This is a genomic window from Mucilaginibacter sp. SJ (genome assembly GCF_028993635.1).
In the GTDB taxonomy this organism is placed as follows: domain Bacteria; phylum Bacteroidota; class Bacteroidia; order Sphingobacteriales; family Sphingobacteriaceae; genus Mucilaginibacter.
Window position 1 is genome coordinate 3,462,025 of sequence record NZ_CP118631.1, and the last position, 15,463, is coordinate 3,477,487.

Sequence of the window (15,463 nt, forward strand, 5' to 3'; positions counted from 1 at the left end):
AATTTTAAAACAGGGTGCTCCGCTCACGGAATGACGTTTATAACTTGCAGTTATCAATACCAGTCTGTTAATGCCAGTTGTAAGGAGATTTTGGCAGGATTATAACCAACTGATTATCATATACAATTACCCTGCAGGGCTTAACAAGTGTTCACACCTATAAAAATGGGACCTGGGTTCCACCCGGGTCGGTGCCTGCGGCCGGGCTATTGGGCGAATAGGGATCAAGCAGAAAAATTGTGGGGGAGAAAAAAAAGTGTTTGCTTTGTGGATATAATAATCAACACGCGTCCACTTGTCATCAGCCCACGAAACCCTTGTCCATTTAATCTTACCAAAAGGCCTTTTAGACTATTTTGAACTTACCGATGTCCGTTCATCAGAGAATGGAGCGTTGAACATTTATCTGGAGGAGAAGAACCTTGCTCCATCAGGTTATGATAAGTCACAGTTAGAGTCAAAAGGCTTTTTACCAGAGACAGCTATTCAGGATTTTCCTATCCGCGGCCATAAAGTAGCCTTATGTATAAAAAGGCGCAGATGGGAAGTTAAAGCGAGTGGTGAGCTTATCACAAGAGACTGGGATTTAGTAAGAAAAGGGGCGCGAATGACAACGGAATTCGGCACTTTTTTAAAAGGAATATTTGGATAATCACCCGATCAGCAGCCATTTATTAGGCCGGTTATACCAGGTAGATGGCAAGCAGCTCGGTCAGCAATACAAAGATCACCTAAGTGATTTTCATAGCTGGAGCCAAAAGGACCATGCGGAAGACCTGATGCTGTTTGCAGATAACACAGGCCCTTATCTGAGTATAGATGAAACCGCGTTAAGCAATGGGGAACTCTATACCATTGTTACCAACAAACAAGCCAAAGGGAATAAAAAAGCCATAGTGGCGATGATCAAAGGCACACAGTCTGAACAAATCATCGCTGTACTGGAGAAAATACCCTTAAGGTCAAGGAATAAAGTAAAGGAGGTAACGATGGACATGGCGGCAAACATGATCAAAGCTATACGCAGATGTTTTAGCAATGCTGTGCGGGTCGTGGACCGATTCCATGTACAAAAGCTGGCTTATGACGCTGTTCAGGAAGCAAGAATAAAATATCGCTGGGAAGCTCTTGATGCGGAAAGTAAGCTGATTGAACAGGCCCGGAAAAACAAACAATCCTATCAGCCCGAAGTGCTCAGTAATGGCGATACTTTAAAACAATTACTCGCCGGAAGCAGATACTTGCTGTTCAAGCATCGATCTAAATGGACGCTATCACAAAAGGAAAGGGCTGATCTGCTTTTTTCAAGATATCCGGAACTGCTCAAAGCTTATAATCTTGCTATCAGCTTAGGTAATATATTCACTAATTGTAAAACCAAAGTGATCGCCTTTAAAAAACTGGCTATATGGTATAATGAGGTGGAAGACTCTGGTATTAATGCTTTTAAAACCGTTGCAAGGTCCGTTCAGCAACATTATGAATCTATCTTGAACTTCTTCGATAACAGAAGTACAAACGCATCTGCAGAATCTTTCAATGCTAAAGTTAAAGCTTTCAGAGCTACTCTCAGAGGTCTAAGAGATACTTCATTCTTTCTATTCAGACTTGCTAAAATCTATGCTTAAACTTTCATCCCCCCAACTTTTCCCCTTGATCCGCGAATAGTAGCGTGGCAGGACAGACAGGCTACTGAAAAGCCTATCAACGCAAAAAGCCTTAGTGATTAGCTAAGGCTTTTGCATTTGTAGCACTATTGAAAGTGATAAAGGGTGGCACCGACCTACTCTCCCACGTTTTACCGCAGTACCATCGGCTCTGGCGGGCTTGACTTCTCTGTTCGGAATGGGAAGAGGTAGACACCGCCGATATAGGCACCTGAATTTCTTTTGAGCTTAATGCTCAAGGCTGAAAGCTCAAAGCTTTTTTGCCAATTCTTTTATTATTTTATTTGTTTCGCATCCCCGCTTTAAGCTTTACGCCTTTAGCTTTTTGCTCAACAATGACATATTATTGAAAGAAGTGATTGAAGTTAAGAGAAAACAACAGATCATTGTTATTTATCTGTTTTTTTCGCGGATCAGAGGTAGCGACTAATCTCTTAATCTCTAACCTCTGATCTCTGATACGAAGAAAGCTTCGGGCAATTAGTATTACTCGGCTATGATGTCACCACCTTTATACCTGTAACCTATCAACGTAGTAGTCTCCTACGACCCTCTATGGAAGTCTCATCTTGTGGCTAGTTTCGCACTTAGATGCTTTCAGCGCTTATCTATTCCCAACGTAGCTACTCTGCAGTACACCTGGCGGCATAACAGATTCACCAGAGGTTAGTCCAACCCGGTCCTCTCGTACTAAGGTCAGCCCCACTCAAACTTCCTGCGCCCACAACAGATAGGGACCGAACTGTCTCGCGACGTTCTGAACCCAGCTCGCGTGCCACTTTAATGAGCGAACAGCTCAACCCTTGGGACCTTCTCCAGCCCCAGGATGTGACGAGCCGACATCGAGGTGCCAAACCTCCCCGTCGATATGAGCTCTTGGGGGAGATCAGCCTGTTATCCCCAGCGTACCTTTTATCCTTTGAGCGATGGCCCTTCCATGCAGAACCACCGGATCACTATATCCGTCTTTCGACCCAGCTCGACTTGTCTGTCTCACTGTCAAGCAAGCTTTTGCTATTGCACTCCGCGTACGGTTACCAAGCGTACTGAGCTTACCTTTGAAAGCCTCCGTTACCTTTTTGGAGGCGACCACCCCAGTCAAACTACCCGCCAAACAATGTTCTCCACATCGTAGAGTTAGACACCAAATACAGAAAGGGTGGTATTTCAACGTTGACTAACCAACTCCTAGCGAAGCTGGATCACAGTCTCCCACCTATCCTACACATCCTGTATCCGATATCAATGTTAAGCTATAGTGAAGGTGCATGGGGTCTTTCCGTCCCGTTGCGGGTAACCGGCGTCTTCACCGATACCACAATTTCACCGAGCTCATGGCTGAGACAGCGCCCAGATCGTTACACCATTCGTGCAGGTCGGAACTTACCCGACAAGGAATTTCGCTACCTTAGGACCGTTATAGTTACGGCCGCCGTTTACTGGGGCTTCGATTCAATGCTTCGCCTTGCGACTAACATCCCCTCTTAACCTTCCAGCACCGGGCAGGTGTCAGGCCATATACGTCATCTTGCGATTTTGCATAGCCATGTGTTTTTGTTAAACAGTCGCCTGGGCCTTTTCACTGCGGCTGACATTGCTGCCAGCGCCCCTTCTCCCGAAGTTACAGGGCCATTTTGCCGAGTTCCTTAGCCATGATTCACTCGAGCACCTTAGGATTCTCTCCTCGACTACCTGTGTCGGTTTACGGTACGGGTTTTTATTACCTGAAGCTTAGCGGGTTTTCTTGGAAGTCTGATTACCTGAACTATCACCTTGTCCGAAGATTCGGTGTACTATCAGCTTTCAGCAAAGTCTGCGTACTTAACTACAAACTCTATACCTACAGCCTTTAACGAACTATTCCGTCAGTTCGCGTCAGTGTCACTACTCCGTCACCGCATCGCAGTAATAAAAAGTACTGGAATATTAACCAGTTGTCCATCGGCTACGCCTGTCGGCTTCACCTTAGGCCCCGACTAACCCTGATCCGATTAGCGTTGATCAGGAAACCTTAGTCTTTCGGTGGGCGGGTTTCTCTCCCGCCTTATCGTTACTTATGCCTACATTTGCTTTTCTATTCCCTCCACAGTCAGTTACCTTCCTGCTTCTCCGACAAATAGAATGCTCCCCTACCAGTCATATTAATATGAATCCATAGCTTCGGTATACTGCTTGATGCCCGTTTATTATCCATGCCCGATCGCTCGACTAGTGAGCTGTTACGCACTCTTTAAATGAATGGCTGCTTCCAAGCCAACATCCTAGCTGTCTGTGCAATCGGACCTCGTTAGTTCAACTTAGCAATAATTTAGGGACCTTAGCTGATGGTCTGGGTTCTTTCCCTCTCGGCCATGGACCTTAGCACCCATAGCCTCACTCCAGCGTATATTATAAAGCATTCGGAGTTTATCTGGATTTGGTAGGATTTGACTCCCCCGCACCCAATTAGTAGCTCTACCTCTTTATAACTCAACCGCCAGGCTGTTCCTAAAAACATTTCGGGGAGTACGAGCTATTTCCCAGTTTGATTAGCCTTTCACCCCTACCCACAAGTCATCCGGAAACTTTTCAACGTTTATCGGTTCGGTCCTCCAGTACCTGTTACGGCACCTTCAACCTGCCCATGGGTAGATCACAAGGTTTCGCGTCTACCTCCCCTGACTATACGCCCTTTTCAGACTCGCTTTCGCTTCGGATCCGTGTCTTAAACACTTAACCTTGCCAGGGAAGAGTAACTCGTAGGCTCATTATGCAAAAGGCACGCCGTCACAGATTACTCTGCTCCGACCGCTTGTAAGTACACGGTTTCAGGTTCTATTTCACTCCCCTGTTCGGGGTTCTTTTCACCTTTCCCTCACGGTACTGGTTCACTATCGGTCTCTCAGGAGTATTTAGCCTTACCGGATGGTGCCGGCAAATTCCCACAAGGCGTCTCCGACCTCGCGGTACTCAGGATACCACTATCCTACTATTCATTACCCGTACGCAGCTCTCATGCTCTATGGCCGGGTTTCCCACCCCGTTCCGGTTCTGTTTAGTATTCATGTTGTGGTCCTACAACCCCCATACTGCCGTAACAGTATAGGTTTGGGCTTCTTCCATTTCGCTCGCCACTACTCTGGAAATCACTTTTGTTTTCTCTTCCTCTGCTTACTTAGATGTTTCAGTTCGGCAGGTTAGCGCATTTATGCAGTTAGTCTTCAACTAACTAGGTTTCCCCATTCGGAAATCTGCGGATCAAATCATATTTGCTAATCCCCGCAGCTTATCGCAGCTTATCACGTCCTTCTTCGCCTCTGAGAGCCAAGGCATCCCCCGTGTACCCTTTCTTACTTTCTTCTACTCTTGCGCCTTTTGCGCCGCAAGGTATGTCTTTATTTTAGTTAGTTGATTCGTTCATTTGTTCACTCGTTCATTTGTCCAAGCAGTATTGCTACCAATGAACTAATTTACTAATGAACCATTGAACTGAAAAAACTTCCTATCTGTTGTTTTCTCTTGTTTTCAATTACTTCTTCCAATATGTCAAAGAACGTTAGTTTTCATCTGTAGCGTAACCTATATTATAGTTACTGTAGAATACTTGGTGGAGAATAACGGATTCGAACCGTTGACCCCCTGCGTGCAAGGCAGGTGCTCTAGCCAGCTGAGCTAATCCCCCGAAGGATGCGATCAATTAGTGATTTAGTGATTTTTTGAATTAGTGATCCTTTTCAATTCACTAACTCACTCATTCTCTAATTCGCTAATTGCCTCTTGTAGTCCCGAGCAGATTTGAACTGCTGACCCCTACATTATCAGTGTAGTGCTCTAACCAAGCTGAGCTACAGGACTATTTGTTTTTAGTTGCAGTTATCAGTTGCAGTTTGCAGGACTTTTCTGCCTACTGCTGCTGCCACTGCTTACTGCCACTTGTCCTGTGCCTACTTTCGTTTGCACATTCCACAGATGGCTTCATCTTCTGGGTTTCCTTTTGTCTTTTTGTTTGTGTTTTAAGAAATTATCATGTAGCGAACAGTTCCGAGTCACTCAGAGATACTGCTCCAGAAAGGAGGTATTCCAGCCACACCTTCCGGTACGGCTACCTTGTTACGACTTAGCCCCAGTTACCGACTTTACCCTAGGACGCTCCTTGCGGTTACGCACTTCAGGCACTTCCAGCTTCCATGGCTTGACGGGCGGTGTGTACAAGGCCCGGGAACGTATTCACCGCGTCATTGCTGATACGCGATTACTAGCGAATCCAACTTCACGGGGTCGAGTTGCAGACCCCGATCCGAACTGTGAATGGCTTTAAGAGATTGGCATCCTGTTGCCAGGTAGCTGCCCTCTGTACCATCCATTGTAGCACGTGTGTAGCCCCGGACGTAAGGGCCATGATGACTTGACGTCGTCCCCTCCTTCCTCTCTATTTGCATAGGCAGTCTGTTTAGAGTCCCCACCTTAAATGCTGGCAACTAAACATAGGGGTTGCGCTCGTTGCGGGACTTAACCCAACACCTCACGGCACGAGCTGACGACAGCCATGCAGCACCTAGTTTCGTGTTCCGAAGAACTGTGACGTCTCTGTCACATTCACTAACTTTCAAGCCCGGGTAAGGTTCCTCGCGTATCATCGAATTAAACCACATGCTCCTCCGCTTGTGCGGGCCCCCGTCAATTCCTTTGAGTTTCACCCTTGCGGGCGTACTCCCCAGGTGGAACACTTAACGCTTTCGCTTAGACGCTGACCGTATATCGCCAACATCGAGTGTTCATCGTTTAGGGCGTGGACTACCAGGGTATCTAATCCTGTTTGATCCCCACGCTTTCGTGCCTCAGCGTCAATCATACTTTAGTAAGCTGCCTTCGCAATTGGTGTTCTGTGACATATCTATGCATTTCACCGCTACTTGTCACATTCCGCCTACCTCAAGTACATTCAAGCTCTTCAGTATCAAGGGCACTGCGATAGTTGAGCTACCGTCTTTCACCCCTGACTTAAAAAGCCGCCTACGCACCCTTTAAACCCAATAAATCCGGATAACGCTTGGATCCTCCGTATTACCGCGGCTGCTGGCACGGAGTTAGCCGATCCTTATTCTCAAGGTACATTCAACTTCTTACTCGTAAGAAGGTTTATTCCCCTGCAAAAGCAGTTTACAACCCGTAGGGCCGTCTTCCTGCACGCGGCATGGCTGGTTCAGACTTCCGTCCATTGACCAATATTCCTTACTGCTGCCTCCCGTAGGAGTCTGGTCCGTGTCTCAGTACCAGTGTGGGGGGTCATCCTCTCAGATCCCCTAAACATCGTCGCCTTGGTATGCCGTTACCACACCAACTAGCTAATGTTGCGCATGCCCATCTTAGTCCTATAAATATTTGATTATCCTGCGATGCCACAGCATAATGTTATGCGGTCTTAATCTCTCTTTCGAGAGGCTATCCCCCTGACTAAGGTAGGTTACATACGTGTTACGCACCCGTGCGCCACTCTCATGAAGGGCAAGCCCCTCAATCCCGTCCGACTTGCATGTATTAGGCCTGCCGCTAGCGTTCATCCTGAGCCAGGATCAAACTCTCCATTGTAAAATGTTTTGTTTAACCACTGACCCTATTATTAATTAATAGAATCTGTATTATATATCTTTATACAGTCTCTCTTCTTTTTTTGTAACTCTTCAATCTCCCTTCGCCTTAGCTTTGGTTGATCTCCCGTTACGCTACATGATTTCCATTTCTTAAAAGAACTTCCTCGCTTCCCTATCCAGTTCAGCTATTATGTTGTCGCAATTTACATCGCTTAACTTGTCAGTTTGTTTCCCCGAAAATCGCTTTCGGCTCTCTTGATTCCGATGGCCTAAAACCCTCATCCTCTTTTCTTTAGAAGCTTTTAAACTTCTCTCCCGCTTGGGGCTGCAAAGGTAGAAACCTTTTCTTTATTTCCAAAACTTTTTTTTATTTATTTTTTAAAGTTTCAGCCCCGCTTCCCTCTCGTCTTTTCCTCATTTGCGGGCTGCAAAGGTGTGGATTTTTTTTCATTCCCACAAAAAAGATTTTAATCTTTTTTTCCTTTACTTTTCTATCCTTTTAATGTACTAACCCGCTAACTCATTTCCTCGTTTGCGGGCTGCAAAGGTAGCCACTTTTATGCCCTCTCCAAATTATTTCTACCTATTTTCTCCTATCTTCCTATAACTCCCTATTCTTCAATAAGAAAAAGTTATACAAGCCTCGAAAACCAGCGTTAGGGATAGCAGCGGGTACCGGCCAACGAGCGCAAAGCCTGCAGGCGTATGAGCGAATAGCCCGGCCGAAGGCAACGCCCTCATTCAACTTGCTGTTTTGAGCACACAATTAATACTTACAAAAATCACGAGTCATCAACATCCGGGCTATAGATAACTTATCCAGTTGCAAACCTCCACTATATACTTAGGAAGACAACCGCCGGAAACTCTGCCAACGATGACTTGTCTACCTCCGGCATACTATTTCTCTAACTTTTCATTTACAATGCCTAAAACGATTTATAGAAATCTATATTTGTTAAACAACCAATTCAAAACACAACGCATCTTATATAATGGAGGAAAAACCGCTGCGGAGCCGGCAATGGTTTGGTAAAAAAGGCAAGGATGGCTTCATATACCGCGCCTGGATGAAAAACCAGGGCATCCCGGCACATCAGTTGCAGGGGAAGCCGGTGATCGGCATCTGCAATACATGGTCGGAGCTTACACCCTGCAATGCCCATTTCCGGGAATTAGCCCAATCTGTAAAAAACGGCATTTATGAAGCCGGTGGATATCCCGTTGAATTCCCGGTGATGTCATTAGGCGAAACTTTGGTTAAACCTACTGCCATGCTATACCGAAACCTGGTAAGTATGGATGTGGAAGAGAGTATCCGCGCAAATCCGCTTGATGGCGTGGTGCTGCTTTGCGGCTGTGATAAAACCACGCCTGCACTGGTAATGGGAGCCTGCAGCGTAAATATTCCAACCATAGTAGTATCGGGCGGGGCTATGTTAACAGGGAAATACCGGGGCCGGGATATCGGCACATCGGATATCTGGCGTTTTTTCGCCGATCATCAAACCGGGCAAATGAACGATGAAGACCTTTATACTGCCGAAGCCTGCATGGCCCGGAGCCAGGGACATTGTGCAGTAATGGGCACGGCATCAACCATGGCTTGCATGGTTGAATCACTGGGGCTTTCACTGGCCGAGAACGCTGCTATCCCTGCGGCCGACTCTCGTCGTAAAGTATTGGCGCACCTATCAGGCAATCGCATTGTTGATATGGTGCATGAAGATCTGAAACCTTCAGACATCCTGACCCGGCAGGCTTTTGAAAATGCCATCACCGTTAATGCGGCTATTGGCGGCTCTACCAATTTTATTATTCACCTGCTGGCCATAGCGGGCCGGATCGGGGTTGATTTAAATATGGACGATTTCAATACTTCGGCCCGTAAAATACCGCTGCTGGCCAATCTACAGCCGTCTGGTAAATATTTTATGGAGGACTTTTATTATGCAGGAGGTTTGCCGGCCTTAATGAAAGAACTTCATGAGCAATTAAACAGCGATACTATAACCGTAAGCGGGCATCCCATCTTACGCAACTATGAAAACAGCGAATGTTTTAACCGTGAGCTAATAGCATCTGTTGATAATCCCTTTAACCCGGCAGCGGGCATTACCGTACTAAAAGGTAACCTTTGCCAAAACGGGGCGGTGATCAAGCCATCGGCGGCAAGCCCCCATTTACTGCAGCATACCGGTAAGGCCGTGGTATTTGAAAATATAGAGGATTTTAACCATCGTATCAATGATCCGGAACTTGATGTGGATAAAGACAGCATGCTGGTATTAAAAAATGCAGGACCAAAAGGCTACCCCGGTATGCCCGAAGTTGGCAACATGCTTATTCCTAAAAAATTGGCGGATCAGGGTATTACCGATATGGTACGCATCTCGGACGGGCGGATGAGCGGTACCGGCTTTGGCACGGTAATACTGCATGTATCGCCCGAAGCTGCAATCGGGGGAACATTGGCTATAGTACAGGATGGCGATATAATTAAACTTGATGTACCCGCCGGTACACTGCACCTTGAGGTTAGTGATGAAGAAATTGCCGAAAGAAAATCAAAGCTGGCATTAAATAACAATATCAGCAAACGCGGATATACTTATTTATACCAAACGCATGTAGAGCAAGCACATCTGGGGGCTGATCTTGATTTTTTAAGAGGGAGCTCGGGGAGTGAGGTTTTGAGGGATTCGCATTGAGAGAGACAAAATAACAAATAAGCTTTGAGCGAGGGCTTGTCAGTCTGAGTGTTTAAATCCAGCGGCCTCTGAAGGGGAAATGACAAAAGAGGGCCTGTCAGTCTGAGCCTGTCGAAGACTCGTGCGGAGAGGCCTGCCCGCCATACTTCGACGAGCTCAGTATGACACCCGTTTGAAGTTGTCATGGGTAGCCTGTCGGAGACTCGCGCGCAGAGGCCCGCCCACCATGCTTCGACATGCTCAGCATGACAGCCAGTAATTAGTTAACCAACCATCAACCTAAAAATGATAACTGATAAATTTAACGGACAGGTAGCTGTAGTAACCGGTGCCGGGCAAGGGATAGGTTTTGAAATAGCTAAACAGCTAAGCCTTGCCGGTGCGGCTGTATTATTGAATGATTTGAGTGAGGAACTGGCTGTTCAGGCATCCGATACCATTAACGGGCTCGGCGGTAATTGTTACCAGATAGCCGGTGATGCTTCGGACATTGATTTTATACAGCAAATGGTTGATGAAGCGGTACAGCGTTATGGCAAACTTACCATTGCCGTTGCCAATGCCGGGATCACTTTGTTTGGCGATTTTTTGAATTACCCCGCCCAATCACTGCAAAGTGTAATGAATGTTAATTTGCAGGGCAGTTTCTTTTTAGCGCAAAGGGCAGCCAGGCAAATTGTTAAACAAAAAAGCGGGGGCAGTATCCTGTTCATGTCCTCGGTTACGGGGCACCAAGCCCATCAGGACCTTGCCGCTTACGGTATGACTAAAGCAGCCCTCGAAATGCTGGCCAAAAGCCTGGTGGTTGAACTATCACAACATCAAATTACCGTGAATACCGTGGCCCCCGGTGCCACCCTTACCGAGCGCACTATGGAAGATGCCGGGTATCAAAAAACCTGGGCCCGCATCACCCCCATGGGGCGTGCCGCAACTGTTGAAGATGTGGCAAACGCGGTGTTGTTTTTGGTTTCGCCAGATGCAAGGCACATTACCGGGCAAAATTTGGTAGTTGATGGCGGATGGACGGCGGTTAGTACTTCTCCCTTTTAGTGAATGGTTGATTAGGTGAGTGGTTTCATCTCTGTTAACAAAGCATTAACTGTTCCGGCCAGATTAATAAAATATCCAACCAAAAGGATTTTCGGATTAAATTTGTTGGCAAAAACCTATCACACTAAGAAATTAGATCATTTAGACGCAGCGAAAATAAAATTCACAATCCGGCAGGGAACAAACCTTGATCCCCAAAACCTGAAGGAAACTATTGTTGAGGTATTAACTAACTCAGGTTATAAAGTTATTAGGGTTACCGATTCAATGATCAAGTTTGATGATACCGGGGATAATAGATGGAGTCTCAGAGGAGAAAAAGGATTTAAAATGATGCAAGAAGGCCAGTTTGAAATTTTGACATCAGAAAAAGGGGCAACAATTCAACTGACTTATTACTTTGATGTATTTTTTGAAATTATATTGTTATCCATCTGCTTGTTAGGCGCCATTTTTGGAGCACCACCTGCACTCTTTATAGGCTCTGCTCTCTTGATTCAATTCCTGTTAAAAATTAGTATGATAAAAGGTGTTGCTAACAGTATGCTTTTAGATATCCTTTAATTAATATTGTAGCAAGAACAGACTTGCGAAGTTTTGAAAACTTCGCAAGTCTTATCACAGTTCGAGGTTATTCAGCAGATAATCAAACGTAAACTTTGGTTCATAACCAAAATATCGTTTAGCCTTATCGGTTACGTAAACCCTGTCGATACTTTTCGGAAATGTCCAGCCTTTTGATTGATAAATACTTTCTGCCTGCGGATAATGCTTTTTTATTACGTCGAGAGGATTATGTTTTAATTGTATAAGCTCATCCTTTTTAAAAGGAGAACTACTGATAATGTTAAAAATCTCGAATTCCGGGAAAGTTTGATCGAGGGCCAAACGTAATCCTTCGGCACCGTCACGTTCATCAAGGCCGCGATACAGGCGATGATTTAGTTTGAGGTTATCTGTTTCGGGCAGAAACCGGCCAACTCTGTAAACCGATGCCTGTAAACCTTCGCGGTAAAAAAAATCTTTACAAAGCTGTTCGGCCGTTTGCTTGGTGATATCGTAAATATCACGTGGTTTAATGGGCAGTTCTTCATCAACCCAAACAGCCTTTTCTTTATCTACCATTGCATCGCCATAAATAGATGTGGTGCTGGTATATAATAATTTAGATATGCCATTTGTAACGCAGGCATTGAGCAAATTGAGCGTACCATAAATATTTACGTCGATGAAAGCTTCGCGCGGATAGTTCAATTCATAATGCTTACCGTGGATAGCGGCAGTATGAATAATTGCATCGATATTTTGGGTAATAGCTAAAACAGCATCTTTATTTAAAATATCGATCAATGCATCAGTAGTTTCAGCCGGGATCAGATCTGTGCCGGTAACATCATGCCCATGAGTGCGCAAATGTTGAACCGTAACCGCCCCTAACCTGCCCGATGAACCAGTAACTAAAACCCGCATAAGTTAATGACCGGGCGCAATAGCCAATATCCGGGACCACTCGGGGTGGCGTTTCAGGTACGAAGCCACGTAAACACAAAGCGGCACCAGTTTCAGGTTATTCTGTTCGATATAGTTGAATGTTTTTTCAACAATGGCCGATGCCACGCCTTTGCCTTCCAGCTCAACCGGCACTTCGGTATGGATGAGGTAAATTTTATCGTCCTTTTTTTTGTAGTCGATAAAAGCACGGTAGCCTTCAACGGTCAATTCAAAATTGTGGATGCCCTCATTATTTACCAGGGGGATTTCTTCGTATTTCATAGTAATGTATATTACGGGGTAAACAAATGTATAAAATGTTCGCCCCGTTTAACAGAAATTACTTCTTAATTCCCCAAACCGATAACGATCCCGCTTTAACTTTAAACTCGGCCCAGCCATCGGCAGAGATCACTACCTCTTCGCCATCGTGCTTATCCAGGTAATCAACAAACACTTTGCCTGCATGCCCTGCTCCAATCTCCATCTCCTTACAACCATCCTCACTGTTTGAAATTACCACAGCGCAACCTGAATTTTCATGATTTGTATCACCTTCACGGGTCCAGCCTATACAATTTGGGTGGTCAAAATAATCTCGCTGGATTCCATAAGCCATATTTTTCCTTACATAAAGCATAGTTTCCAGTTCTTCAACAACAGGCAGTTCTATTTCATGATCTTCGCCGTCGCCGCCCTTGTCTGTATATTTTGCGCCGTACATATCGGCATAAAAAACGCATGGGTAACCGGCTTCACGCAACAGGATCAAAGCATAACCAAGCGGCTTAAACCATTGTTCAATTGGCTGCTCCAGCGATTGAAGCGGTTGGGTATCATGGTTTTCGACAAAAGAAACGGCAAGTTCGGGCCTTACCCCAACAAGTGTGTTGTTAAAAATAGTGGTAAGATCATAATCTTTTCCACCTCTTGAAGCATGATGAAAATTATCGTGCAACGGGGTATCAAAAAGCGACATCCGCCCCTCTGTGGCATCGATGTATTTCAATAGTTTAGGCAACTCATAGGACCAATACTCGCCAACGGTAAAAAATTCGTGCTTAAACTCATTGCGCATATAATCAAGCCATTCGTTGTAAAAGCCATGATCCATATGTTTAATGGCATCAAGCCTGAAGCCATTAAATTTTGCGGTTTTAAAATACCATTTGCCCCACTTTTTCAGTTCCTCCCGTACGCTTGGGTTACGGGTGTCGATGTCTGAAAGCATGAGGTAATCAAAATTGCCGTTTTCGTCGTCAAGTACATCTTCCCAGCCTTCGCCATATTGGTTCTGGATGCTGAATATGGCCGTTTCCTTTTTATAGGCATCATAATCAATACCCGAAAAGCACTGCCAGTCCCATATAAATTTGGAATATTTTCCCTTGCGGCCCGGGAAAGTGAATTTGGTATATGCACCTATTTCGTAAACCTCGCTAATAAACTCGTTCCGGTTGGCGGGGTCAACCTTGCGGGCGTTCACCTTTTCAATTTCATCAGCACCGCCCATATGGTTAAGTACCACATCAACATAAACCTTTAATTGGGCTTTTTGCGCCGCAGCTATGGCATCGAGATATTCTTGTTTGGTGCCGTATTTTGTTGCGATTGTACCTTTCTGGTCAAACTCGCCAAGATCATAAATATCGTAAACATCGTACCCGGCCGAGAGCCCTCCGCTTGCCGCTTTATAAGCCGGCGGAAGCCATACCGAATCGATCCCTTTTTTCTTCAGATTTTCTGCATCATTTTTTAACTGATTCCACAATCTGCCTCCGGCGGGGTAATACCATTCAAAAAACTGCAGCATTGTAAAATTTTCCATGCTTTTAATTAAGTAAGCTAATTATAAATGACTACTTAACTAAATATAAACAGAAAGGTTTTATCCCGGCTTAACCTCGATGTTAAATCATTATGAACCTGTTTACCGGCATGAACCTGGCGGATGTTTTGTATGGCACTATCCGGGCAATGGTTTATTACAGTCGTTTTCGTCAATAAGCACGCCGATACGGTCACTGTAATACCCCGGTTTTAACACATTTAGAGCTATTTCCGGATTAGAAATCTTATTTAAGGATCAATATCGGGTGCCTGGCATTTAAAGACAAAGCTTCGGTTATGCTGCTGTGGGTTAAATTATAAAAAAAGCTGTGTTTGCCCGGCAGGGCAATGATCAATTGTACTTGCTGTTCTGTAGCAAAATTGAGTATGCCCCGTACAATATTTTTATCCTCCGAATAGTGAAGCTTACATTCATAACAATTAACCAGTTGTTTTACCGATGCTTCAAATTCGGCCTCCCTGCCAATATGTTTTTTCTTCGGGTCGACATAAAGAAGCATCAGCTTTGGGTTAAGCCAGCTGTGTGACGTGTTAAGGCCTTTTAAAACGCCGAGCCGGGCTACGGCTTCCAAGTCACAGGGTACCAGTGCCTGCTCTATTTTCTGATAGTTACAATCAGGCGGAATAACCAACACTTTTACCGGGCTGCTTTTTGCAATTTCGATAATCTGTTCGCCAATCATACTTAACTCGTGCCCCATATCGCCGCCAACTATCATCAGGTCGGGGTGCTGATCTTCAACTACATTGTGTATAGCCCTAACGATAGGCTCAGTGCTAACTACCGTTTCTATCTCAATATTTTCGTGACAGCGGTTTTTCAGCTTTTTCATCAGCTCCTTAAGCTGAACTTCTATTTTTTGCCGCTCATTTTCAATATCATCAGCGCTTATCAGTAAAAAATCGGGCGAAGGAAGGATCTGTTCATATACCGATGTATAGTAACTTTTAAGCAGGATAATTTTCTTTACCGGCATATCACAACCCATGTCGGCTGCATATTTTATGGCGTTGGCATTGGTGTCGGAAAAATCTACGGGTATTAATATAGTTTTCATAACAAACAATTTAGGTACGTACGAGACCCGTGCGCTTAACGCTAAATTTACGATTTGTTTAA

General features: G+C 45.0%; 9 protein-coding genes, 2 tRNA genes and 3 rRNA genes. 5 read left to right on the forward strand and 9 right to left on the reverse strand.

All coding sequences use genetic code 11. The features are described from left to right. Window positions 1–295 precede the first annotated feature (295 nt). Together MusilaSJ_RS13805 and MusilaSJ_RS13810 are read left to right on the forward strand one after the other, a co-directional pair. On the forward strand, window positions 296–652 hold the full coding sequence (locus MusilaSJ_RS13805; RefSeq protein WP_274985558.1) for an ISAon1 family transposase N-terminal region protein: 357 nt from the start codon (window positions 296–298) through the stop codon (window positions 650–652). Then, a complete protein-coding gene (locus tag MusilaSJ_RS13810) occupies window positions 645–1,628 on the forward strand; it encodes an ISAon1 family transposase (RefSeq protein WP_446725115.1) in 984 nt (327 codons plus the stop codon). The genes MusilaSJ_RS13805 and MusilaSJ_RS13810 overlap by 8 nt, the downstream gene beginning before the upstream one ends. A gap of 142 nt (window positions 1,629–1,770) precedes the next feature. Here the strand turns inward: MusilaSJ_RS13810 and rrf are convergent. The 5 genes from rrf to MusilaSJ_RS13835 all read right to left on the reverse strand — a co-directional run bounded on the left by rrf (window position 1,771) and on the right by MusilaSJ_RS13835 (window position 7,235). Next, a 5S ribosomal RNA gene (gene rrf, locus MusilaSJ_RS13815) occupies window positions 1,771–1,882 on the reverse strand. Window positions 1,883–2,127: 245 nt separating this feature from the next. Further along, window positions 2,128–5,007, reverse strand: a 23S ribosomal RNA gene (locus tag MusilaSJ_RS13820). Window positions 5,008–5,251: 244 nt separating this feature from the next. Continuing rightward, a tRNA-Ala gene (locus MusilaSJ_RS13825) sits at window positions 5,252–5,328 on the reverse strand. Between the two features lie 98 nt (window positions 5,329–5,426). After that, window positions 5,427–5,501: transfer RNA gene (locus tag MusilaSJ_RS13830), tRNA-Ile, on the reverse strand. A 213-nt stretch (window positions 5,502–5,714) separates the two neighbouring features. Then, a 16S ribosomal RNA gene (locus MusilaSJ_RS13835) occupies window positions 5,715–7,235 on the reverse strand. Together the 16S, 23S and 5S rRNA genes with 2 tRNA genes alongside form the textbook arrangement of a ribosomal RNA operon. Window positions 7,236–8,232: 997 nt before the next feature. Here MusilaSJ_RS13835 and MusilaSJ_RS13840 point away from each other — a divergent pair. The 3 genes from MusilaSJ_RS13840 to MusilaSJ_RS13850 all read left to right on the forward strand — a co-directional run bounded on the left by MusilaSJ_RS13840 (window position 8,233) and on the right by MusilaSJ_RS13850 (window position 11,565). Then, window positions 8,233–9,948, forward strand: a complete 1,716-nt coding sequence (locus MusilaSJ_RS13840; protein WP_274985559.1) for an IlvD/Edd family dehydratase — start codon at window positions 8,233–8,235, stop codon at window positions 9,946–9,948. Between the two features lie 285 nt (window positions 9,949–10,233). Then, complete coding sequence (locus MusilaSJ_RS13845) at window positions 10,234–11,001, forward strand: SDR family NAD(P)-dependent oxidoreductase (RefSeq protein ID WP_274985560.1); 768 nt, start codon at window positions 10,234–10,236, stop codon at window positions 10,999–11,001. Window positions 11,002–11,106: 105 nt separating this feature from the next. After that, a complete protein-coding gene (locus tag MusilaSJ_RS13850) occupies window positions 11,107–11,565 on the forward strand; it encodes a hypothetical protein (RefSeq protein ID WP_274985561.1) in 459 nt (152 codons plus the stop codon). 54 nt (window positions 11,566–11,619) lie between these two features. Here MusilaSJ_RS13850 and MusilaSJ_RS13855 read toward each other — a convergent pair whose 3' ends face one another. From MusilaSJ_RS13855 to MusilaSJ_RS13870, 4 genes are all read right to left on the reverse strand, one after another. Further along, complete coding sequence (locus MusilaSJ_RS13855) at window positions 11,620–12,471, reverse strand: NAD-dependent epimerase/dehydratase family protein (protein ID WP_274985562.1); 852 nt, start codon at window positions 12,469–12,471, stop codon at window positions 11,620–11,622. A 3-nt stretch (window positions 12,472–12,474) separates the two neighbouring features. After that, window positions 12,475–12,774 (reverse strand): GNAT family N-acetyltransferase, encoded by a 300-nt coding sequence (locus MusilaSJ_RS13860; protein ID WP_274985563.1) that lies wholly within the window; start codon window positions 12,772–12,774, stop codon window positions 12,475–12,477. A gap of 58 nt (window positions 12,775–12,832) precedes the next feature. Next, window positions 12,833–14,320, reverse strand: coding sequence for an alpha-amylase (locus MusilaSJ_RS13865; RefSeq protein WP_274985564.1), 1,488 nt, complete (start codon window positions 14,318–14,320; stop codon window positions 12,833–12,835). Between the two features lie 247 nt (window positions 14,321–14,567). Further along, the gene (locus MusilaSJ_RS13870; RefSeq protein ID WP_274985565.1) at window positions 14,568–15,401 is read right to left on the reverse strand and encodes a universal stress protein; all 834 of its coding nucleotides are present in this window, start codon (window positions 15,399–15,401) and stop codon (window positions 14,568–14,570) included. Window positions 15,402–15,463 lie beyond the last annotated feature (62 nt).

Coding starts and splice junctions, on each gene's coding strand:
- MusilaSJ_RS13840 (WP_274985559.1), top strand. CDS start 8,233: ATGGAGGAAAAACCGCTGCGGAGCCGGCAATGGTTTGGTAAAAAAGGC.
- MusilaSJ_RS13845 (WP_274985560.1), top strand. CDS start 10,234: ATGATAACTGATAAATTTAACGGACAGGTAGCTGTAGTAACCGGTGCC.
- MusilaSJ_RS13855 (WP_274985562.1), bottom strand. CDS start 12,471: ATGCGGGTTTTAGTTACTGGTTCATCGGGCAGGTTAGGGGCGGTTACG.
- MusilaSJ_RS13860 (WP_274985563.1), bottom strand. CDS start 12,774: ATGAAATACGAAGAAATCCCCCTGGTAAATAATGAGGGCATCCACAAT.
- MusilaSJ_RS13865 (WP_274985564.1), bottom strand. CDS start 14,320: ATGGAAAATTTTACAATGCTGCAGTTTTTTGAATGGTATTACCCCGCC.
- MusilaSJ_RS13870 (WP_274985565.1), bottom strand. CDS start 15,401: ATGAAAACTATATTAATACCCGTAGATTTTTCCGACACCAATGCCAAC.